Here is a 24429-nt window from a genome sequence, read left to right as displayed (position 1 = left end):
GGAGGGCTCCCGGCGGCCCGTCAGACCGACCAGCGGCCAGGGCGCCAGGCCCGGCGGCGGCCCGTCGCGCAGACCACGGCGGTGCCGACGACCAGGGTGACGCCGGCGATGATCCCGCCGGCGATCAGGGTGGCCTGCCGGGCGGCGGGGTCGGGGGGCGGGGGCTGGACCAGGGACACCGCCAGGGCGGGCCCGAGGGTGGCCGGGGGCCCGTCCTGGAGGGGGGCGCTGAGGGCGGCCAGGGGGTCGACGGTCCCGTACCCGAGGTGCGGGTCGGGCAGGGCGGTGCCGGGGTGGTAGGCGGTGGCCCGGAGCCGCTCGGCGAGCCGGGCCGGGGTGAGGTCGGGCCGGTAGCCGAGGGCGAGGGCGGCGGTGCCGGCCGCCAGGGCGGTGGCGAAGCTGGGCCCGGCGGCGGTGAAGTAGCCCTTGCCGCCGGGGCCGACGCTCAGCACCGCGTCGCCCGGGGCGACCAGGTCGACCCGGACCGCGTCCACCGCACCGCTGGGCGGGGCGCCGTTGGGCGCCAGGTCGGAGACCGCCAGGACGTCCGGGAGGGCGGCCGGGTAGGCCGCTACGGGGGGCGAGTTCGGGGAGGACTGGGAGCCGCCGCCGTCGGGGGCGGCCGGAGCGATCACCAGGGCGCCCTTGCCGCCGGCGTAGCGGACGGCGTCGCCGAGTTCGGCCTCGCCCGTCGACAGCGCCAGGCCGACGGCGATGATCCGGGCGCCGCCGTCGGCCGCGTCCCGGATGCCCTTGGCCAGCAGGGCCGGGGTGGTGTTCCCCACGTCGTCGGTGACGGCCACGCCGAGGATCCGCGCCTCGGGGGCGAGACCGGCGAAGCCGATCCCGTCCTGGCGCCGGGCGGCGATCAGCCCGGCGAGGAAGGTGCCGTGGCCGACGCAGTCGCGGGTGGAGTCGCCTTGGCCGTACTCACGCGGCCCCGGCGTGAGGCGGCCCTCCAGGACCCCGGACGCCGGGTCGACCCCGGAGCCGACCACGGCGACGGTCACGCCGGCGCCGCGGCTGAGCTGCCAGGCGGCCTCGGGCCGCAGGTAGGTCTGCGCCCACGGGGTCCGGTCGGTGCCCTTGTCGGAGGGTTTGACGCAGCCGTCCGGCCGTCCGGCACCCCGGTTCTGGCCGATGACGGGCAGCGCGGCCGGATCGGCCGCGCCTGAGGTGGCGGCCGGCGTCGGGGCGGAGCTCGCGGCGGGCCTCGGGGCGGCCCAGGCGGGGGCGGCCGGGACCAGCAGGGCGCCGCAGCAGAGCGCGGCCGCGGCGGCCCGGGCCGGGCGGCCCGGTGCGCCGGTCACACCGCGCTCCCCTGCGGCAGCCCGGGGATGTCCTGGGGCAGCAGCAGGCTGAGTTCGGACAGGTCGCCGACGTCGAGCCGGGCGAGCCGCCCCGCCTGGCGGGTGACCATCGCCTCCAGCGTCTGCCGGGCGAAGCGGCCGTTGCCGAAGTTGCGGTCCCGGGGGACGGCCGCGCACAGCTCGCCGAGGAGGGCCAGGGTCTCCGGTGCGCAGACGTAGCCGGCCTCCTCCGCCTGGCGGCGCACGATGGTGACGAGTTCGTCCGCGCTGTAGTGGTCGAAGGCGATCTGCTGGGGGAACCGGGAGGCCAGACCGGGGTTGGAGCTCAGGAAGCCCTGCATCTCCTCCTGGTAGCCGGCCACGATCACCACGACCTCGTCGCGGTGGTCCTCCATGAGCTTCATCAGGGTGTCCACCGCCTCCTGGCCGAAGTCGCCGCTCGCGGCGCCGCCGCGCGGGGTGAGGGTGTAGGCCTCGTCGATGAACAGCACGCCGCCCCGGGCGCGTTCGAAGGCGTCCCGGGTGAGCTGGGCGGTGTGCCCGATGTAGCGGCCGACCAGGTCGGCCCGGGCGGTCTCGACCAGCTGGCCGCGCGGCAGCACGCCGAGTTCGGCGAGCAGCGCCCCGTAGAGCCGGGCGATGGTGGTCTTGCCGGTGCCGGGCGGGCCGGCGAAGACCAGGTGGTGGCTGATCCGGGCGGTGGGCAGGCCGGCCTCCTCCCGGCGGCGGGCCTGGGTGATCAGGTTGACCAGGTTCTCGACCTGCTCCTTGGCGGCGGTGAGGCCGACCATGGCGCGCAGTTGGTCGAGCAGGTCGCTGCCGCCTTCGGCGCCCGGTCCGCCGGCCGCGGCCGCGCGGGCCGCGTCGGAGTGCTCCTCGCCGAGGTCCTCGGGCAGCAGTCGGGCGAGGTCGGCGTCGGTGATGTCGGCCAGCTCGGCCAGCCGGGAGGCCTGACGGTCCACCATCTCCTCGAACACCTTGCGGGCGGCGCGGCCGTTGCCGAAGTCGGCGCCCTTGGGCATCCGCGTGAAGTGCGTGCCGAGCACCTCCCGGGTGGCGTCGGCGAGTTCGTAGCCGTGCCCGACCGCGGCCCGCTCGACGATGGTGACCAGTTCCTCCGCCGAGTAGTTGCGGAAGTCCACGGTGCGGCTGAACCGGGAGGCGAGGCCGGGGTTGGAGCCGAGGAAGGAACGCATCTCGTCCGAGTACCCGGCGACGATCACCACCACGTCGTCGCGGTGGTCCTCCATCAGCTTGACCAGGGTGTCGATGGCCTCGCGGCCGAAGTCCGGCCCGGTGCCGCCGGATCCGGCGGACAGCGTGTACGCCTCGTCGATGAACAGCACGCCGCCGAGCGCCGACTGGAACACCTCGGTGGTCTTGATCGCCGTGCCGCCGACGATGGACGCCACCAGGTCGGCCCGGGCGACCTCGGTGAGGTGGCCGCTGCGCAGCACGCCGAGTTCGGCGAGGATCGCCCCGTAGAGGCGGGCGACGGTGGTCTTGCCGGTGCCGGGCGGGCCCGCGAAGATCAGGTGCCGGCCCATCGGCAGGGCCGGCATCCCGGCCTGTTCGCGGCGCCGGGCCAGCTTGTTGAGGTTGACCAGGGTGGCGACCTGCTCCTTGACCCCCTCCAGGCCGACCAGCGCCTGGAGGGCCGCCTGCGGACCCTCGGGCTCGGGCGGCGGCAGGTCGTCGGCCGGGCGCTCGGCCTCGGCCTCGGCGCCGTCGGCCTCGGGCGCGCCGGCCGGGCGGGCGGCGGCCGGGTGGTCGTCGGCGCCGGCGGTCGCGGTGCCGTGGCTGTCGGCCCGCCCGTTGTCCCGGCTGGTCAGGTTCTCCACCGAGAGCCGCTCGCTGGGCCTGGTCTGGCACAGGCCCGAGCCGCGGTTGCCGGTGACGGTGCAGCCGGTGATCCGGATCGGCTCCTCGGACTCGGCGCGCAGCCCGTCCCGGGTGTTGCCCACCAGCTCGCAGCCGGTCAGGGCGGCCCGGCTGCCGGCGGCCAGCAGCACGCCGTGCCGGCGGTTGCCGTGCACCCGGGAACGGGCCATGGTCAGCTCGCCGCCGTCCTCGACCACGATCCCGTCGCCGGTGCACTCGGCCACGTCGCAGTCGCGGAGCGAGGCGACGCCGCCCGGACCGACCTCGATCCCCGGGGTCCCTGCGGTCTTGGCCGTCCCCGGCGCGCCGGTCGCGGCGGTACCGCGGACCGTGGTGCCACCGACCTGGGTGTTGCCGCCGTCGGCCACCAGCAGCGCGGCCCGGCCGGTCGCACCCAGCACGCAGGACTCCAGCCGCCCGCGGCCCTCCCGCAGCACCTCGACGCCGTGGCCGCGCACGTCGGCGATGTCCAGTCGGCGCAGCAGCGGGTTGGCACCGTCCCGCACGCTCACCCCGGCGCCTCCCGCGCCGCGCACCTCCAGCCGGTCGAACTCGGCGGCGCTCTCGCCGACCAGTTCCACCGCCGCCTCGCCGCTGTCGCCGACCGCCGTCCGGGTCAGCGACGGGCTGGAGGACTCGTCCACCACGATCCCGGCCGCCTCCGCGCCGGCCACCTCGCACTCCTCGAAGGTGCCCCGGGAGCGGCCGGTGACGTGGATGCCGTGGCCCTTGGTGCGCATCGTGCGGCAGCGCCGCACCACCGGGTCGGTGCCGCCGGTGAGGACCAGGCCGTGGCCCCGGGTGGCGCTGACCGTGCAGTCCTCCAGCAGCACCTGGGCGGTCGAACTCAGGTAGATGCCGATCGAGGCGTCTCGGACGGTGGTGCGCAGCACCCTGGTCGTGCTGTTCTCCTCCAGCGCGATGCCGGGCTTGTCGGTGGCGGAGATCTCGCAGTCCTCGATCGAGCCGCGGCCCTCGCCGTTGGCGCACACCCCGTTGCCCCGGGCGTCGCGCAGCACGCAGCCCCGGATCACGGGGTTGGCCCGCTCGCCGATCACCACGGCGGAGCTGCCGAGGTGCTCGACCACGCAGTCCTCGATCACGCTGGAGCCGGTGGAGGTCTCCACGATGCCGGCCCCGGCCGGGTTGACGACCCGGCAGCCGCGCATCGCCAGGGCGCCCTGCTGCCGGGTGAGCACGGCCGTCCAGGAGTTGCCCGCCACCTCGCAGTCCTCCAGGGCGGCCTGGCCGCGCGGGACGTCGACGGTGGGCAGCTCCTCGTCCTGGCCCTGGAGCACCAGCCCGGTCAGCTGGACGGCCTCGGCCACCACCTGCACCACCGCGCCCCGCCGCGGCGAGATCCGGACGCTGCCCCGGGCCTCCTCGGCGGTGATGGTCACCATCTTGGTGATCACCAGGTTCTCCTCGTAGCGGCCCGGGCGGACGCTGATCACCGTGCCGCTGCGGGCCGCCTCCAGCGCGGCGCCGATCGTGCGGTAGCCACCGCCGTCGCGCTGCTCCGCACTGACCGTCAGCACATGGCGGGTCATGGTGCGTTCTCCTCCGTCGTTCTTGGCTGTCGTGCCGGTGCTGCCGTACGTCGGTGCAGCGGGGTCACCCGGTGCAGTTGGCCCGGATCGCGGACGCGGCGTGGTGGGCGAAGGTCTGCTTGTCGCTGCCCTGCCAGTCCTGGCCGCGGTCGTGCAGCGTCACGGCGAGCTTGCCGCCGTTGAGCTGGAAGGGGCCGACCGTGACCCACTGGCCCCGGTTGCCGACCTGGTTGACGTTGAACGAGCCCGACCCCGAACCGCTCTGCACCGTGTAGAGGGACGACGTTCCGCCGACCGCCTTGACGTCCCCGCTGTTCGGCACGTACACCGCCAGCTTGCAGGTGCCGGTGGTGACCGACCCCGTGGAGAACGTCCAGACCACCGAGTTGTCGTGGTCCTTGTTGGCGTCACCCGACATCGGCATCGAGTAGTAGCCGCCGTTGCAGCCGTCCCCCGAGTAGCCGCCGGAGTTGTTCCGCCAGCCCTCCTGGCCCTTGTCGTACCAGCCGCGCGCCTGCGCGCCCCCGCCGCTGCACCCCGGGCCCGCCACCGCGGCGAAGCTCGGCGCCGGCGGCGGGGCTGGCTGCGCGGGCTTGGCCGGGGGCTGGGCGGGCGCGGACGGCGCCGGCTGCTGGGCGGCGGCGGGCGGCGGCTGGGGCTGGTTCTGCGTCTGGGGCTGGGTCTGCGGGGCTCCGCCTCCGCCTCCCGCTGCGGCACCACCACCACCGCCGCCGCCACCGCCGCCACCGCCCTGGTTGGCCGGTGCACCGCCGCCCGTGTTCTTGCCCGCGTCCGGCTTCCCGCTGGTCGACGGCGCACCGCCGCCCGCCGGGACCCGACCCGCGAACGGTACGGCCTGGCCGCCGCCCTGGTCCGGCACGGCACCGCCGGCCGCGGCGGCCGCCCCACCGGCCGCAGCCGCGCCGGCGTCACCGGGCGGCGGGCCCTCGACCGGCTGAGCGACCTGCACGGGCTGCTCGCCCACCGGGTTCCCCGGAGCGTCGGCACCCGGGACGAACCCGTTACCGCCGTCCTGCTGCGTGTACCCGGCCGGCGGCGGACCGTCCGCACCGGACGGACCGGGGTCGTCCCCGCCGAACTTCGCGATGCCCAGCGGCACCCCGACCAGTACCAGTCCCGCGATCACGGCCGCGGCCACCATCGGCCGCGAGATCCGGCGCGGCCCGACGCCCTCCTCCTCGGCCGGGGACGGGCCCGGGACGGCGGTCACACCGGCGGGCGCCTCGGCGGCCGCGGCAGCAGCGCCCGTGGCAGGCTTCGCGGCCTCGACGGCGGGCACGGCGCCGGCGGCGGGCACCGCCGCGGGCTCGACCTCGGCAGGCTCCGCCTTCGCGGGCTCGACCTTGGCGGGCTCCGCCTTCGCGGACGCGGCGCTCGCGGACGCAGTGCTCGCGGACGATGCCGGGCGGGCCTCCAACTCCTCGGGCACGACCCATGCCACAGCGGGTAGCTGGATCCCGCCGCCCTCCGCCCCTTCCGTCCGACTCCCCCGGCCGCTCCGGTCCTTGCCCACCCTGGCCCCCTGGCCCTCGATGACGATGCTCGGCAGGGACGGCCGCCGGTCGGCCCCGGTCGAGGCGGCCGAACGGCACGTCCACCCGTCTTGACGGACGCGAGGTGCCCGGAGGTTCAGCTGCGGACGAACTCGTCAGCCGTTCGGCTTCCGGTCCTTGCTCTGGCCACGCCCTCCTCGGTGGCCGCCCCCTCGTCCCCGGCCCCGGCCGTGCCCGGACCCCTGGTTGCTCCCGCCGGTCGGGGTCGACCCGGATCCGCCGGTGGGCTGCGGGGGCGTGGTCGTTTGCGGGGCAGTGCTCGACTGCGGGGCGGTGGAGGATTGCGGAGTGGTGGTGGTTGGCGGAGTGGTGGTCTGCGGGGTCGTGGTCTGCGGGGTCGTGGTGGACTGCCCGGAGGCTTTCCCCTTGGTGTCCTTCGGGGCCGAGCTCGACGACTCGCCGGCGTCCTCGGATTCGGAACCGGTATCGGCGGCGGGGTCGGAGTCGGAGATGTACGGCTCGTCATGACTGCCCATCCCGGGCGAGAAGCCCTGGGGGGCGACGATCACACCATCGACGAAGTCGAGCTTCGCCGTGCCGCCCTTGATGGGCACCTCGGTCCCGGTGATCTTCGCCGTCAGCTCGGCCATCGCCTCCTTGTGCTGCGTGATGCAGTTCGGTGCCGCCCAGCCGCCGAAGATCTTTCCGTGGGTACCACCCGTCACCACGACGAAGCCGAGGTCCTTCGCGATGTGCTTGTTGAAGATGGCATGGCCCCAGTGGCACGCCATGCAGTCGCGCTTCCTGCCACCGATCGGCCACGGCGTGAGCCCCAGCTGGTCGGCCCTTCCCTTGCCCTTCTCCTCGGCCGTCGGCCCACTCCCGCGGCTGGGCGCGTCGCCGTCCGAGTCCTCGCTGTCAGAGTCCTCGCCGTCCGTCTTCTCGGCGTCGGAGTCCTCGCCGTCCGTCTTCTCGCCGTCCTTCGCCTCGCTGTCCTTCTTCTGCTCCTCCTCCGTCGCGTCGTCCTTCGCCTCGGCTTCCTTCGTCCCCTCGCTCGCTGTCTTCCCCTTCTCGGCCTCCTCCGTCTCCTTCTTCTTTGCCTCTTCCGCCGCCTTCGCCGTCTGCGCAGCCTCGAACTTCGCCCTCATCCGCGTCTCGACGTCGTTCAGGAGGTCCATCTCACCGTGGAGGCATCCCGTGCCCTTGTCCCTCTCGTTGGGGTGCCACACGATCTTGTTCGGGTCCTTCAGCGCCTCGCGGACCGCGTCAAATCCTCCACCGTGGTCGTCGAAGCCCAGGAAGTCCTTGTCCCGGTACTTCCCGTCCCGAATCTCGCGGAGCTTCCCCAGGTCGTGGTTCCTGCTGTCCTGGCCCTCCGGCGTGTCGAGGTTCCTCAGACGGTTGGTCGCATCCGCCATCTTGCGCGCGTCCATTCCGGAGTTACCCGCGACATGGACCACGCCGTCAATGACGGTCAGGGCGAGGTGCGGCGTGCCGACGACCTTGAAGTTCGCGCCACTGCCGTACCGGTCGACGTCCATCATGACCCGCGCCATCCGGTCCAGGGAGCGGCCGAAGGCTCCGCGCAGCGAGTCGGTCTCCTGTCCCAGGGGTGCGTCAAGGCTGGGCGCGCGCAGGTCGAGAGGCTGCTCGGAGCCGGCTTCGCCGGGCGTTCCCTTGACGATGTAGAGCTTCCCGTCTCTTTCGACCACGCGCGCGATCTGGCTGCCCGACTGCGAGGTCGAGCGAGGCCCCCTGTTCCCTCCCGTCGCCACGGTTCCAGGCCCACGACCGGCCCCGGGCGGCATCGCAGCAGCATCGGTGTTGGTCCCACGACCACGCCCACGACCAGCCCCGGGCGGCACCGCAGCAGCATCGGTGTTGGCCCCACGACCACGCCCAGCCTGGGTTCCGCCGCCGGAGCCGTTCCCGCCCCCCGCTCCGTTGTTCGGCCCCCGCGACTTCGGCGGGGCCGCAGCAGCCGAACTGCTGCCGGCTCCGGCGGGGTTGAGGATCTGCTGGATCAGGTCGGCCGCGGACGGCGGCTGCGGCGGTGCGGGCGGCTCAAGGTCCTCGACGTCCCCCTCGCCGTCGACGGCGTGCAGGAACTCGCGGAAACCCTCCAGCATCCCGTTGTCCGCGCGGGTCGCGTGGACCGGGTTGACCGGGCCGGCCTGGGCGGTGTCCGGCTCCTCTCCGAAGAGCCGCTCCAGGATCGGCAGCAGCTCGGGCTGGTGCTCGCGCACCCACCCGGCGCCGTTGTTGCGGGGCAAACGGGTGTCCGGGTCGTTGCCGCGGTTGGTCCCGAGGTACACGTTGGCCAGCTGGGCGAAGAACTCCCGCTCGTCCGAGGACGAGTAGTTGCCGACCAGGTTGCCCTTCTCGTCGTACACCGAGCCGTCGGGCCAGGCCGCGGTCGACCTGGTGTCGAACAGTTGGCTCAGGGTGTCGGCCATGTGGTTGCCCAGGAACACGTCCCGTACGAGTTCGCGCTCCTCGTCGGTCAGGCTGAACTCGTGCAGGGCGTGGGCGAGTTCGTGGGTGGTGGAGGAGTAGCCGTCCGCGAAGCCCGACACCTCGCCGGTGTCGGTGTCGGTGTCCTCACCGATTCTGGTCTCCTCGCCGAGCAGGTTCTCCTCGGTCACCGCGATGCGCTCGCGCTCGGCCGCGCCACGGACGGTCTCCCAACGGCGGCCGCCCTCGCCGACGGTGGTGCCGGCCAGGTGGTGGAAGCCCTCGACCTCGGTCATCGCGACGTCGCGCGGCACGACCACCACGCGTACCTCCCGCAGCAGCAGGCCGGCGGCGACCTCCGGGTTCTGGAGGACCAGCTCCAGCTCGGCGTGCGCCTTCTGCCGCGCCGATACCGGCCGGTGAACCCGGTGGTCGACATCCACCAGCAAGCGGGCGGCCACCGTCGCGAACTCCGCCGAGGACAGCCCGTCCCGCAGAGGCCCGACGAAGTCGGTGTCCGCCGCGAGGGAGCGACGGGTCTCGGGCGAGAGGGAGTCCAGGGTCAGGAGGCGGTCGTGCGGACTCAGCTCCAGGATGTCGGACGCCCTCGGCGGCCCGGCGAGCGGAGGCGGCGGAGGCGGCGTGGGCAGCGTGGGCGCAACCGGCTCCACGTGCTCAGACTCAGGCGCAGGCACCGGCAGAGGCACCGGCACCGGCTCCTGCTCTACGTGCGGCGGAAGCGGCGGCACTACCGGCTCCACATGCGCAGGCGCAGGCGCAGGCACCGGAGCAGGCACCTGCTCCTGCTCGTGCTCCACACGCGGCGGAGGCGGCGGAGGCAGCGTGGGCACAACCGGCTCCACGTGCTCAGCCGCAGGCACCTGTTCCACGCGCGGCGGAGCGGTATCGGGTACTGGTACGGGTTGCACGCTCCAAGGGCCGGGGCCGAAATCGGCGCCGCCGGTGTAGAGGTCCGTCGCGCCGATCTCGATGACCCGGTTGACCTCGGCCTCGTCGTCCGTGGGGCTGACGCCGAAGCTCAGCAGCACCGGTACGCCGTTCTCGTCCGTCCGGCCGGTGGCGACGGCCACGTGGTTGCCCTGACCGTAGACCACGATGTCGCCCTCGCGGGGCAGCGGGGTGTCGTGGGCGGTCGAGTCGTAGCTGGTCCTGGTGTGCGGGAGCAGGCGGGAGATCAGGTTCTTCGTCCACTGCGGTCCGTCCAGACCGCTCGCGTACGTGTCGTGGATCCACTCCCAGGAGACCAGTCCCTGAGAGTGTGCGGTGAGCAGGACGGACTCCCAGCAGTTGAGCGTGCTGCCGGCCGCGAGCGGCGGCGGCTGGTCCGCCGGGCCGTCCAGTGCCCAGGTGGCGAAGTCCGTCTTCTCCAGGTCGAGCGCACCCGAGGCGCGCCATTCCAGGACGACCCCACGCCGGGCCAGGTCGCGCATGGCGTCCGCGACTTGGCGGCCGCCGTCCGGAACGGGCAGGTCGAACCGGCCGCCGAGGTGGTCGGCGCGCAACGCGAGCAGGCCGTCGAGGAAGGCCTGCGGCGGCGGGCCCGCGGCGGCTCCGGAGGCGTGGGCTCCGGCGAGGGCGGCGAGCGCGGCGTCGTCGAGCAGCCCGAGCTCGTGCAGTCGGCGACCCGCCGCCAGCACGTCGTCCGGACGGTTCACCGCGCCGGGGCCGATGCTGTCGGTGAGTTCCAGGCCGAGTGTGCGGGCCTGCTCGGGCGACAGCGCCGAGCCCAGGTGCCCGGTCACCGCCCGTACCAGCGGCTCGACGGCCGCCTCGGGTACCGGGCTCTTCAGCGGCGGCGCGTTGCGCAGCCTGACCCGGCGCTCCTCGATCTTTCGGAGCAGCGGCTCGGCCTGCTGCCGTACGGCCTCGGCGTCCACCGGCTCCAGGGCGCCCAGCTCCTCCAGCCGGCGGGTCAACTGCAGGACGTCCGAGGGGGCGTTGTTGTGCCGGCCCTCGGCGCCGACGAAGGCTCCCGAGGCCATCCGCAAGCCTGTCCGGTTTCCGGGCACACCCCGGTTGGCCTGCGCCAGCAGGAACTGGGGCGGCTGCGGGGCGGGTTGTTCCTGCTGGTGCTGCGGCTCGGTGTCGGTGTCCTTCGGCGGTTCCGGGGCCTCGGGCTGCTTGGGCTGCTCCTCGGCCCGGTTCTCCAGCTCGGGCTGCTCCTCGGCCTTGTCGTTCTGCTCGGACTGCTCCTCGGACTGCTCCTCGGCCCGGTTCTCCTGGTGGATCTCCGGCTCGGGCTCCTTGGGCTGTTCCTTGGGCTGTTCCTTGGACTCTTCCGCGTCCTGTTCCTTGGGCTCTTCCTTGTCCTGCCCGGTGGGCTTCGGGGCGGGCGGCTTCAGCTGTCCGGAGGCGCCACCGAGCAGTTCGGCGACCTGCCCCGCGATGTCGTTCGACGCCGGGGCGGCAGGCTTCGGCTCCGCAGGCTTCGGCTCCGCAGGCTTCGGCTCCGCAGGCTTGGGCTCCGCAGGCTTCGGCTCCTCCTCCGTGTCCGGCCGGAGGCTGTACGGGTCGGACGGCCGTCGGCCCGTGCGCCAGTTCTCCTTGGTGAAGTAGGTGTCGTCCGGCCCGGTGTACTCCCGCGTGATCGACTTCTTCGGGATGCCCACCACGACCGGGACGTCACCGGTCACCGTCCGCGGCCGCCACGACCAGGGGCCGGAGCGGTGCCCGAAGGAGATCGTGAACTTCACGTGTCCCTGGAAGCGCACCAGCGGCTCGGGGAACTTGGAGTTGGCCACGGCCCTTTCGGCGAGGGTGCGTTCACCGCCGGTGCGGCGGCCCGCGCCGCCGCCGAAGGTGATCCCGGCCATGATCTTGCCCTTGACCTTGGAGAACTCGACGCCGAGCTGGCCCATCAGCTGGGTCATCCGGGAGGACAGCGCCCGCTCGGTGAAGCGGGTCGCCAGTTCGGCGGACTGGGCGATCTCCGACTTCTTCTCCTCACGCCCCTGGCCGAGGCCGACCAGTTCGGCCTTGACCGTGACGCTGACCGTGTCGAGGACGCCCAGCCGGAGGGTCTTGACCCGCTCCCCTCCCGCCGTCAGGTCCGGGAGGGCGTCGATCAGGGGGCCCCGGTCGAACATCCGCCTGAGCTTGCGCATGGCGGCCGAGTTCTCGTTCAGCCGGAACTCGTTCCGGCCCAGGGTGGTGAGCAGGTTGCGCAGCGAGCCGACGTCGGGCAGGTCGACGACCAGGTCCTCGGAGCGGAGGCCCTCCCAGACCTCCCTGGGCGGCACGGGGTGGGTGATCTCGTTGGTTCCACGCTTCGGCTTGACCGTCTCCCGACCGGGGCGCGGGGCCTGGTAGGAGGCCTCCTCCCGGGTGGTGACCGACTGTGTGTCGGAGGTCTCCAGCAGGACCTCGAAACCCACCTCGACGGCGACGGTGGCCTGCCGGCGACCCCGCCCCCGCGTCGTCGGCGCGGCGGGCGTGCTCGGGCCGCCGGCGCCGTGCGGGGTGGCCGGGGCGGCGTTCTCCGCGTTGCCGTCCTTGGGAGCCTCCTCCTTCAGGGGCTCCTTTCCGGCCTCCTTCGCGGCCTCCTTCGCCGCCTCCTGGTCCCGCCAGGAGCGGGCCGACTCCTGGATCCGCCGGCCCTGCCGATCGAGTTCGTCTCCGAACGGCTTGGGCAGGGGCGCACCCTCAGGCAGCTTCTCGGTCTCGCGACGGAGCGCCTCCTGGCGAAGGCGCTCGGTCCGCGCCTCCTCGGGGAGCGTGCCGCGGACGGGCCGCGCCGACCCCTTGCGGCGCATCTCGACCTGGATCATCGCGGCGCCCTCGAAGACGCTGCCGGCGACCTTGGTCTTGGTCGCCACACCGGTCCGGCCGACGCCGTCGTGCTCCGCGGTCCGTTCCTGGCCCCGGACGTGGCTCAGAGTGCCGCCGGCCACGACGGCGACGGGCACCGCCCCGAGCGGGTCGGTGGTGCCCACCACCCGCGCGGTGAAGGTCTCGTCGGTGCCCCGGTTCTGGCCGGCCGTCCCGTCGGGGCCGCCGTGGGCGACGCCGCTGCTGCCGCCGGTCGCGAACTCGGTCTCGACCGTGTCGGCGGTGTGCCGCATCTCCCGTACGCCGGCCCATCGGAGCACGACGGTGCCACCGGGCACCTTCACGAAGAGCTCCTGGCCGGCCATCAGCGCCCGCAGCCGGGACTGCAGCGCTCCCGGCAGCAGGGCAGGCGCCAACCTCCGCCGGACCCGCCCCCAGCTCGCGCCGTACACCTCCCGTCCGCGGCCGTCGAGCTGGTCCAGCAACGAGGTGCGGACGACCTGGCCGGCGCCCGTCGGCTGGGCGCCGACGGGGGGCTTCGGCGTCCCGTCCTCCTGGCCGGCCGCGCCGCCCTTGGGTTCCGGGGCCCAGACCCGCAGCACCACGTCGGAGCCGCTCAGCACGCCGGAGGAGACGATCCGCTCCGGCACCGAACGGAAGGTGCCGGGGGCCGGGGCGACGCCGGTCTTCGGGTCGATGGGCAGTTCACGGACCGGGAACACGAAGTCCGCCGCGGTGACGGCGGTCGTCCCGCCCGAGGCGTGGGCGAGATTCCGCCGGTCCGACCGGTCGAGCAACACCTTCGGCAGCGTCGACTTCGCCACGATCTCGATGTCGAAGGCCACGTCACCGGTGAACCGGGCCGCGCGCTCGACCGTCTTCTCCTTCTCGGACCGGCCGGTCACGGCGTCCCGTGTCGCGCCCACCGTCTCCTGCACGGCGGACGACTGGCCGAGCGTCACCGCGACGTACGGGAACTTCCCCTCGATCGCCGCCGCCACGCTGACTCCGCTGCGCACGTCGCGAAGCGCCCCGATGGACGACACCGTCTCACCGCCGCGCTCGAACTCGCACTTCTCGATCAGCTCCTGGTAATCCCGCATGGTCACCTTGGCCCGGGCGACCCGGACCTCGACGGTGAACCCTTGATGCGACACCGAGACGCTCAGGCTGCCTCCGGTGGTGAGGGCCGACAGCCGGGGGCGCAGCGCCGTCTCGTCGAGGCGGGGGGCGAGGGCGGCCTCGACCCAGGCCCAGTGACGGCCGAACAGCGGCTTCAGCTTGGCGCCCACGGCGTCGAGGACGGCCCGCGCGTCCTGCAGTCCCAGCACGGGGTCGGACGGTCCGAGTTCGCCGGTCCGGGACACCCGGGACGGCGGCTGCACGCTGGGCGTCCGGTCCGGCGCGAGGATCGGCTTGGGGGCCTTCGGGAGGAGCGGGATGTTCTCGACGCCCGGCGTCTCCTCGACGACCGGGGCCTCCTCCACCTGCGGGGTCTCGTCGACGGGCTGGACCTTCGGGCGGTCGAACACCAGGCGGGCCGGGGCAAGACCCTCGCCCTCCGGCGTGCGGTGCGGTGCGGTCAGGGACTGCGGGACGGCCAACAGCGTCCGGACCAGGGCCCGTTGGGGCGCGGTCGAGCCGTCCCCGCCGTTCTCGACGACCTTGAGGTCGAGCTCGACGGTGGCCAGGTAGACGACCATCTTCTCGGCGAACTTCGCGTTGGCGGTACCGCTGACGGAGTCCGCCGCCCGGTCGCCGCTGCGCCACCGGGTGGTACGGCCGGCTCCGCCGGAGGCCGCCATGACGGTGTTGGGGGCCCTGAACTCGGGCCCGCCCTGGAACTGGCCGCCCGCCGCGTGGAAGGAGTTCTCCCGGACGCCGCCGGCATCCGCCCACTCGTTCACGACGTTCAGCTCGGCGTCCTTCTCGAACTCCCGAACGTACTCCAGCTTCTGGACCTTGGCTCCGGCCAGCACCAGGGCGTCCCGCTCGCCGGTCCTGACCAGCAGCGGCGACTGGAGGTCGATGCCGTGGGTCATCCCGGTCAGCAGGGCCCCGAGCCGCTCGCTGCGGAAGGCCCCGCGCACCAACGGGCCGAGCTCGTTCCAGCCCTGAGCACCGAAGGTGCGGCGCCCCAGCGTCTCCAGGACCTCCCTGAGCGGCCCGACGGGCTCGGTGGTGCTCCCGGGAACGTGCGGGACGACATCGAGCACGACCGTGCCCGGCGGCAGTCCGGTCTTGCCCTTCGCCGGGTCGGAACCCCACAGCTCGGGCTTGGGCTCCCGCGCGGGGGAGCCGGGGTCCAGCTCCGGCCCCTGGAGCGGTCCGGGTTCGGCGTCGGGACGGAACGTGCTTTCCGTGCCGCCGGCTTGGCATTCCGCGGTGTCGAAGAGCACCCGGAAGGCCAGCCGTGTCGTCGCCCGCTCCGGGGAGACGACTCCCTCCGGGTCCCAGTGCGTCAGGGCGAGTTCGGCGGTGCCGTCGAAGAGCGTGCCCTTGATCTTGGCCTTGAGGGCGGTTCCGGTCCGCTGGGAGCTCTGCTCGATGATGTTCCGGTCGCTGCCGCGCTGCCCGTTCACGCCCCCCGTACCGGCGCCCCCGAGGAAGTCCTTTCCGCCGCTCGACTGCTTGGCCGAGATGGCCAGTGCCAACGCCCGGGCCTTGGCGTCGGACTCGGTGACGGCGCTGGTGACGTCGGTGCCGGTGTTGAACTCGCCCGCGTCGGTGTTGCGCAGGTACGTCAGGTCCAGCACCTTCGCCGACACCAGGATGCTGCCCCGGCCGTCGGACAGCGGGATCTCCAGCGGCTCACCGGCCGTCATCGACCTCAGCTGGGTCTGCAGGCTGGGCAGGTCCAGCTGGGCGAGGATCTCGGCCCGCACCGAACTCCAGGCGTCGCCGAACCTCTGCCGCCCGAAGGCCTCCAGCCCGGAGGGCGCGCCGGCCGCTCCGAACAGCGCCGTGTCACCCGCGGCGGCGTTCCCGCGCCCGTGCAGCGTGTCGACGTTCTTGACCACGTCCATCCCGCCCAGCGCCGCCGTCCGCAGCACCCGGGGCGGCGGGGCGTGGCGGATCTCGTCGGGCGCAGGCCCGACGGAAGCAGCCTCGGCGGCCGGCGTGACGATCCGCACCGGCAACGGGACCCGCACCGGCTCCGGACGCTGCTCCGCGCCGGTCCGCCCGGTGTTCACCACCGGGGTCCGGGAGAACGGCGGCAGGAGCGTCCGCACGCCCGGGACCCCGGAGAAGTCGAGGTCCAGTCGGACCGTCGCGTCCACCCACAGCACCGGCTCGGCGGTCTTCCTGCGGTGGGTCATCCGGCCGGTCGCGGTGATCGTCACCGCCTTGCTCCGGTCCATCATCCCGCTCACCGGCCCGGACAACCCGGTGTTCGACGCCGGCTTGCCGCTCACCACCAGACCCCCGCCCCACCGGGACCGGCTCTCACGCAGGGTGCCCGCTCCCGCGGACGAGTCGCCGCCGTCCTCGAACTCGAACTTCTCCGTCCGATGCTTCGTGACGGGCGTCTCCAGCGTGGCGCTGATCCGCAGCGTCCCGGAGCCTCCACCGAGGTCCAGGGGCACCAGCAGATCGTCGCCCCGGGTCATCCGCGACAGGTTGGGCTCCAGCATCCCGACGTCGAGCTGCTCGGCGAGCCGCTGCCGGATCTCCTCCCGCCGGCTCGCCGAGACACCTGCGGGCAGCTGTCCGAGTACGGCCGCCACGACCTGGTCGTCCTCCCCGTCGACCAGCACCACCCGGTCGCCCGCGCTGATCCGGCCCTGCTCCGTCATCCGGCCCGGCGGGGCGGGCAGGGGCGGCGCCTTGGGCGGCTCCGGTGCCTTGGGCAGGTCCTCCTGCTTGGGAGGCTCCTGCTGCTGCGGCAGCTGCTGCTCCTTGGGCGGCTCCTGCTGCTGCGGCAGCTGCTGTTCCTTCGGCTGCTCCTGCTCCTTAGGCAGCTCCTGCTCCTTGGGAGGCTCCTGCTGCTGCGGCAGGTCCTCCTGCTGCGGCTCCTTCTGCCCCTCGTGATCCTGCTTCGGCGTAGGCGCAGGCGTAGGCGTAGGCGTAGGCGTAGGCGTAGGCGTAGGCGTAGGCGTAGGCGTAGGCGTAGGCGTCCGCTCAGGCTCCTTCAGCGGCGGCGGAGTCGGCTTGGTCTGCGACTCGGTGACCACAGGCACGTCGGCCGGACGCGGCGTGGTGGGCCGAGGGGTCGTCGGCTGCATCGCGCTGTAGTGGGTGACGCGAATGTCCTCCTCATTCGAGCGGAGGATGTGGACGATCCGCTCCGACCCCTCGTTCAACAGACGGGGCACGGAGGCCTGGTCGTACACCCTCAGCTGGATGCCGAAGGCGTGGGCGGCCACCACCGCGATCTCGTCGTAGAACGGGGTGGTCCACAGCACCCGGTTGCGCACCGCCATGTCCACGAATCGGCTGAGCGGCAGATCGGTCAGGTCGGACAGCGTCAGGTGCCGGGGGTCCCTGTCCCCCGCCTGCACCCACACCAGCTCCCTGAGTGCCGGCATCCGGTCGAGCACGCGGTCCCAGGTCGCCGTCCGCTGCGGCCCGTCCTCGCCCAACACCGCGAGGAGGTGCTCCAGCACGTCTCCTCTGCTCAGTCCCAGGTTCTCCGCGCCGGCGATCGCCGTCAACTGCTCACGGTTGAAACCGTCATCGGAGAGCAGGAACCGAAGGGGACTCATCCCCAGGGCGTCGAGGTCCGTCCGCTGCCTGGTGCCTTCCTGCCCCCGGAACCACTGCGAGACGGCCGCGCGTGCGCCCCTGACGTCCAGGTGCCCGTGGCCCCAGGAGTCCAGTTGCCGGGGCGCGCTGGCCAGGATCGACGTGAACAGGCAGTTGCCGTCGCCCGGGACCCGCAGGACGTCGAAGTGCGACCCGTCGCCCACCGACCTCTGCCCCGTCACCGGCCACTCCCGCGTGGCGGGCGTCGGCGGGGCCGCCGGCGGGACGCCGCCCTGCCCGGTCTCGCCGAGTGCCCCGAGGCGCCTGTCCTTCGACTTCGCCGTGTCGTCCTTCTTCTTCTTTTTCGGGTCCACCGCCTTCGCCGGCGGGTGCGAACCCTGCTCGGTTTCCGGTTCCGTACCCGGCACGAACTTGACCCAACGGCCTCGGGTGCCGTGCTCGTCACTGAGGAGGCCGAGCGGGGCGTAGCGCTGACCGGCGGCCACGTTGACCGAGGTCGTGGCCGCCCAGACGACCCTGCCGGTGGCGTTGGCGAACTGCTGCGCCACCACCTGGCCGTTGTCCCCGCGGGCGCCCGCCTGGCAGGCGAACAGCACGATCTGGGCGTCGGGGGGCATGCGCCGGAAACTGGGCCGCCTGCGGATGACCTGGCCCAACGCGTCGCCCGAGAGGTGGACCTTCCTGGTCCCGTCCGTCTGCTTCGACAGCGTGGGCAGGAACGTCGCGAGGTGCGTGGCGTGCGTCATGACCGCGTAGATCGGGGCCGCGACGTTCCAGGGGACGAGCCCGATCGTGCTGAGGTCGGGGTTGTCCGAGGCCCCGGCGGCCGCGATGTCCTCCTGGTCGTAGAAGTCGGACGGCAGGTACTCGAAGTGCGGGTTGGTCGGGTCGAACCCGTCCCGCACCTTCTCCCAGTTCCGGGTGAGCGAGTCGTCCCGGAAGAGCCGGCCTCCCGACTGCCCGCCGAGCGGGAACAGGATGGGCTGGCTGTCGAGGTCCGTCGCGTCGATCGGGTAGGTCGAGTTCGAGTCGACCAAGCGGCCGTTGTCCTTGTGGACCTTCCTGACCTGGACGGTGTGGGAACCCTGCTCCTCCACGAGGGCCGGGTCCGGCGGAACCTCCTTGATCCAGAACCCTCGCTCCACCTTCGCGCCCGGCTTGTCCGCCAGTGCGGAGCGCAGTCTGCCCTTCACCCTGATGACACCGCCGGACATCGAGGTCGCCACGGAGTTGGTCCACACGGTCCGCCCCGTCGCCTTGGCCAGGGCACGGGGGAACACCAAGTCCGCCCCCAGGCTCGCAGGGCCGACGAGCACCAGCGGGGTTTCCGGGGTGATGCGGTCGAGCGGCAGGTCGGACGCCACGCCCTCGGCGAGCTTCTCGGGGTCGAGGTCGTCGAGCTTCTTGGGCATCAGCACCAGGAGCGGTTCGGGCCCGGTGACGTCGGTCAGGCTGTAGTGCTTGCTCGTCTCCGGCGCATCGGCGCCGGGCTCGGTCCCAGGCTGCGGGACGGGTTTGGGGCCGCCGTCGGACACCTTCTTGGGATCGTTCCAGTAGTAGACGTTGCGCGCGGTCTCCAGCAGCTCCGGCGGCGCCTCCGACCAGCTTTCTCCCCGCACCTCCAGCGCGACCACGGCTCCACCGGGCGTGGTCACCAGGCGGGTCCGGTACTCCTCTTCGCGCGGCTCCTGCCCCTGCGGCGCGGGTTCGACCTGGTCGGGGGCCGCGACGGGCTCCTCGTGCGGTGCGTCCACCGGCGGCGTGTCCGCCGCCAGCCGCTCCCGCAGGGCGGCCCGGAGGGCGGCCCCGGTCAGCGCCGGGTCGACCAGCACGGCCGTGTCCACCAGCCTCCGCAGGTGCTCCGGCACCGGGCGCTGCCGGTCGGGCAGCGCGTGCAGTTCGTGGGCCATGCCGCCCAGCCAGCCGCCGGTCAGGAAGGGCACCCGCATCCGGTACTCGTCACGGGCGAGACGCTCCAGGCGCCGCAACGCCCGGACCCTTTCGAACTCGCGGGTGACCCCACCGGGGGGCGCGTCCGGGTGGAAGAGGTCGTCGTGCAGCTTGAGCAACGCCCCCGCGGCCAGCTTCTCCCGCGAGGACGGCGCGGACGCCGAGGACACCTCGCCGGGCGGTACGGTCGTCGACTCGCCCGGTTCGTTGGCGAGTTCCCTGGCGGCGTGGTCCAGCGCATCCCGGTCGACGGTGCCACCGGCGCCGTCGATACCTCGGGTCACGACGGACGCCGGCTGAGCGGCCTTCTTCGCGGACTTGGCGGTCTTGGGGGCGAGAGCGGTGTCGTCGCCGCCGAGTCGGTTCCGGTCGGACGTCGGCTCGATGTGCTCCGCCTTGGCGCCGGGTCCGCGCTCCCCCGGTCCTCCCGCAAACCCAGGCATCAGGCCATGACGCCGCAACGACTCGACGTTGATGCCCAGTTCGGAGGCCAGCCGGTGAGCAGGGTCGGCGACCCCGTTGGAGCGGTGTTCGGCGAGCAGCCTCCGCGCCTCGGCCAGGGAGACATCGCCGTGCAGACCGCCGCCGCCACCCGACTTGTCCCGCAGGTCGGCCAACTGCTGCTGCCACTCGGCCTCCTCGGCGGCGTCCTCGGCGGCCTCCCGGCGTACCTGCCGCTCGGTTTCCCGCTGATCCTCCTCGGCCCGCAGACGCTGCCGCTCGGTCTCCCGCTGCTGCTCGCGGGCCTCCTCCTCGGCGCGCAGCCGCTCCCGTTCCTTGAGGGCCTGCCGGTCGGCCTCGGCGCGGACGGCCGCGTCGGCCGCCCGCTGCTTCCGGCGCTCGGCCAGCTTCGTCTCCGCCTCCGCGGCCTCCTGTGCGCGCCGCGCGGCCTCCTGCTGGAAGGCCGGATCGTTCTTCTGCTCCTCCCGGCGCTGCTCGGCGGCGTCGCGGCGCTGGTCCCGCTGGCCGGACTCGGTGACCCGCCCGTCCCGGGTGGCGTCCTCGCCGCCCAGCTTGGCTCCCTTGCCGGGGAACTTCTCAGCCGGGGTCTTGCCCTCCGACCCCGCCGTGCCCGAATCCTTCAGGTCGCCGAACCCGTGGATCCCGGACTTCGGAGCCGGCTGCTGCTGCTCGCCACCGTCCGAGCCCTGCTTCCCCTCCTCCTTCGGCGGCACCGCCGGCGGGTGCTCCTCCTGCGGGCCCGCCACGGTCTCGTCCGTCAGCAGGTGCCCCTCGCCGGGGAACTTCTCCGCCGGAGCCTTCTCCTTGCCCGGACCCTTCACATCGCCAAGCCCGTGAACGCCCGTCTTCCGATCCGGAGGCACCGTCCCAGTACCACCGCCCGAACCCTCAACCACCCCATCCTTCGGCGGCACCGACGGCGGACCAGCAGCCGTCCGCCCCTGACCGGGGAACTTCTCCACCGGAGCCTTGACCTCCGGACCCTTCACATCACCAAGCCCGTGAACCCCGGACTTCCGATCCGGAGGCACCGTCCCAGCACCACCACCCGGACCCTCAACCACCCCGTCCTTCGGCGGCACCGCCGGCGGACCAGCAGCCGTCCGCCCCTGACCGGGGAACTTCTCCGCCGGAGCCTTACCCTTCCCCGAATCCTTCAGGTCATCGAACCCGTGAACCCCGGACTTCCGATCCGGGCGCAGCTGCTCGCCACCACCCGAACCCTCCGCCCCGTCCTTCGGCGGCACCGGCGGAGCATCATCCGTCAACAAGTGCCCCGCGCCGGGGAACTTCTCCGCCGGAGCCTTACCCTTCCCCGAATCCTTCAGGTCACCGAGCCCGTGAACCCCGGACTTACGATCCGGACCTTGCTGCTCGCCACCACCCGGACCCTCGGAGTCGGCGGGGGCCGGCTCCACCTGGGTCTGGCTGCCCTCGGACCGTCCTCGGTCCTGCACTCCGCTACCGGCAGGGCCGGGCCCGCCCTCGGGCCGCCCGTCCGAGCCGGAGTCCGGCGCGGCGGCACCGGAGCCGTCGCCCTCCTTCTTGGCGTTCAGATCGTCGATCGTGCGGAATTTGAGCTCCCGTGTCGAACGCGGCCTCTTGGCGTCGGCCAGAGCCTTGGCCTCCTCGCGCTCCACGAAGGACGGATCCGACAGCGCCTTCGCCTTGCGATCCGCCTCGCCCTGCTCACGCAGCTGCCGGTGCAGCTCGGCCTGCGTCAAGTACGCGGGATCGGGCAGCGGCTCCTTCTCACCGTCGCCACCAGGCTCCTTGGGCGCCTCCTCATCCGCCTTCGGCGGACCAGACGCCTCCTTCGCCTTACGAGCAGCCTCAGCAGCCGCCGCACGATCCTTCTCACCCTGCTCACGCAGTTGCCGGAACGCCTCAGCCTGCGACGAATACCCGGGGTCAGGCTGCGGCTCCTTCTCGCCATCACCCGACTTCTTGACCCCGTCACCGTCCGCCTGCGACGGACCCGACGCCTCCCTCGCCTTACGAGCAGCCTCAGCCTGCGCACGCAGATCCCGCTGCAGCTCACCCTGCGCACGCAGATCCCGGTGTATCTCACCCTGCGCCGTGTACATCGGGTCAGGCCGCGGCTCCTCCTCGCCATCACCCGACTTCTTGACCCCGTCACCGTCCGCCTGCGACGGACCCGACGCCTCCCTCGCCTTACGAGCAGCCTCAGCCTGCGCACGCAGATCCCGCTGCAGCTCACCCTGCGCACGCAGATCCCGGTGTATCTCACCCTGCGCCGTGTACATCGGGTCAGGCCGCGGCTCCTTCTCGCCATCACCCGACTTCTTGACCCCGTCACCGTCCGCCTGCGACGGATCCAACGCCTCCCTCGCCTTACGAGCAGCCTCAGCAGCCGCCGCACGGTCCTTCTCGCCCTGAAGGCGTTGTTCCCGGAGGTGTTCGCGCTGGAGTTCGTACTCGGACTTGGGGGTGTCCTTGCGAGGACCGTTCGGGTCGGGGTCCTTGCTGCCGTCCGGACCGCCCTCGGTCTTGGGAGGCCGTCCGTCGCCCTCCTTGGACGGCTTCGGGTCGGGCTTGTGGTCGGGCTTGGGGTCAGGGTTCGGGTCCCGCTTGGGGTCCGTCGTGCGGTCGGGGTTCGGAGGGTCGGGCGTGTGGTCGGGCTTGGGGTCCGGCTTCGGGTCCGGCTTGGGATCCGGCTTCGGGTCCGGCTTGGGATCCGGCTTGGGATCCGGCTTGGGATCCGGCTTGGGATCGGGCTTCGGGTCCGGCTTGGGATCGGGCTTCGGTGCAGGCCGCGGATCCGGCTTCGGGTCGCCGCCACCCGCCGTCGCCGTGTTGCCACCCGTCTGCTTGCCCTGGTCGCCCCCGGACTCGGTGGGGCGGCGGGTGGCGGGGTCCGGCGTGGTCCGGCCACCGTTGCCGGTCTGCGAGCCGGGCTTGGAGGTCTTGTCCCCGCCCGGCGTCTCCGTGCCGATCGACGGCTTCGGGCCCGTCGACTTGCCGCCCTCGGTGCCGGCCGCGTTCGACCCGCCGTCCGTCTTGGACCCGCCCTCGGTGCTGGGCCCGCCGTCGGTGCGGTGCGAACCGGACGGCGGGGTGAGCGAGGTGGTGCGGCCGCCGCCCTCGGTGCTGGTCAGGTGCGGGCCGCCCTCGGTCGGGGCGGGGAGGCGCTCGCCGAGCCTGGGCACCGGGAACGGCGCGGCGTGGCCGGACAGGTTGGTGGCCACGGACAGCAGGGTGAGGGGGTGGAGCGGGTGGAAGTACTTGCTGCCGTCGTGGGGGATGTCGGCGTGCTGGAGGTCCCGGACGAAGTTGACGTACTTGGTCATCAGGGGCGAGGTGAGGCCGTGCATCAGGTGGCGCGCGCCGCCCATGAGGAAGCCGCTGAGGAAGCTCGCGCCGCTGGCCGAGAACTCGTGGTTCGGCTCGAAGATCAGGTTGTAGAAGCCCTCGGTCAGGTACTGGTTGAGACCGTTCTTGACCTGCTCGCCGAGCACGTGGCCGAGCACGAACATCGTGTTCATCTTGCCGACGCGGCCGGCGAGTTCGGGAAGCTTCTCGGCCAGGAGCTTGAGTTCTCCGGTGGCGACCTTGGAGTTGTTCGCGATCTCGCGCAGGGCGGCGGCCAGGCCCGCGCGGGCTTCCCCCGACTTGGCCCACTTCTGGGCGAACTCCTTGCCGAACGCCGTTCCCAGCTCGCGGGCGAGGTCCTTGCCGAGGGCGGGGCCGAGGTGCTTCTCGAAGGACTTCGCCATGTTCTCCGCGAACTGGGCCCCGGCCTTGGCGCCGGTCTTGCCGCCGGCCGCGAAGCCCTTGGAGAGGAAGGCGGAGTTCTCCCGCAGGAGCTTTTCGAGGCTGTTGGCGAACTTGTTCGCCGCCTCGTCCCCGATCGCCCGGCCGGCGCCGGCCCCGGCCTCCTTCGCCCCGGCCTTCCCGAGCCCCTTGGCCCCGGCGTTGCCGAGTTCCTTGGCCCCGACATTGCCGAGTTCCTTGGCTCCGAGGTTCGCGAACTCCTTGGTCCCGCCCTTGGCGATCCCGGCAGCCAGGTTCTTCAGCGAGGCGCTCAGTTCCTTCGAGACGAAGAGCTTCCCGAACATCTTGCCGAAGAGCTTGCCCAGGCCCATGCCCAGCAGGTGCAGCGGGCCGGCGATGATGCCGCTGATCGCGCCGAAGATCGCGGCCTGCTTGGTCAGGTCCTTGTCCCACTCGTGCCGGTTGCCCTGCCCGAACTGGATGCCCTGGATGATCCCGTCCATCACCAGGCCGCCCACCACACCGAAGAAGGTGTGCATCAGGATCACCTGGAGGAGCTTCTTCAGCAGGTTGATGATGATCGTCTTGACGACCTGCTTGACGGGCTCGACCGCGAGGAGCGAGGTGCCGGCGGTGAACGGGGACCAGAAGATGGCCAGCGCGATCTCGATCAGCAGCTGGACGATCTGGCCGATGATCATCCACTTCGTGTACTCCACGGTGTTCGCGACCTTGCCCGCGAACTCGCTGAGCTGCTTGCAGAGTTCGGTCGCCGTGGCGATGTAGTTGGTGCCCTCCTTCCCCTGGCCGACGAACCGCCCCATGTCCTGCTCGAAGGCCTCGGCGGTCTGCCCCTCGAACTGCTGCCGGCACTTGGCCACCAGATCCACGATGTAGGCCTCGAGCTGCGGCAGTTCCTCGGAGAGCGTCTTGTACTCGTCCCGGACGTCGCGCAGCAAACCCTCGTTGGACTCCGGCCACGGCATCCCGGTGAGGATGTGGAAGAAGGTCGCCACGCCGGGCGAGACCTGGATCGAGGAGTGGGCCATGGCGGGGAGCCTCCGGCTGCGAAGCCTG

General features: G+C 72.8%; 4 protein-coding genes. All 4 read right to left on the bottom strand.

What is annotated here, in order from left to right:
* Positions 1-20: 20 nt before the first annotated feature.
* A complete protein-coding gene (locus A6F73_RS29485) occupies positions 21-1310 on the bottom strand; it encodes a S8 family serine peptidase (protein ID WP_079136120.1) in 1290 nt (429 codons plus the stop codon).
* Complete coding sequence (locus A6F73_RS29480) at positions 1307-4741, bottom strand: right-handed parallel beta-helix repeat-containing protein (protein WP_063350553.1); 3435 nt, start codon at positions 4739-4741, stop codon at positions 1307-1309. Before A6F73_RS29480 ends, A6F73_RS29485 begins: the two co-directional genes overlap by 4 nt.
* 64 nt (positions 4742-4805) lie before the next feature.
* Positions 4806-6203 carry a hypothetical protein gene (locus A6F73_RS41705; protein ID WP_063350552.1) on the bottom strand — a complete coding sequence of 466 codons (1398 nt, stop codon included), beginning with the start codon at positions 6201-6203 and terminating at the stop codon, positions 4806-4808.
* Between the two features lie 207 nt (positions 6204-6410).
* Positions 6411-24401: a hypothetical protein gene (locus A6F73_RS29470; RefSeq protein ID WP_063350551.1), complete on the bottom strand. Its 17991-nt coding sequence runs from the start codon at positions 24399-24401 to the stop codon at positions 6411-6413.
* Between the last annotated feature and the right edge of the window lie 28 nt (positions 24402-24429).

It is taken from the genome of Streptomyces sp. MJM8645 (assembly GCF_001625365.1).
Lineage (GTDB): Bacteria > Actinomycetota > Actinomycetes > Streptomycetales > Streptomycetaceae > Kitasatospora.
Note: the sequence above shows the minus strand (reverse complement) of the source record. Positions and strands in the feature narration are given on the sequence as shown.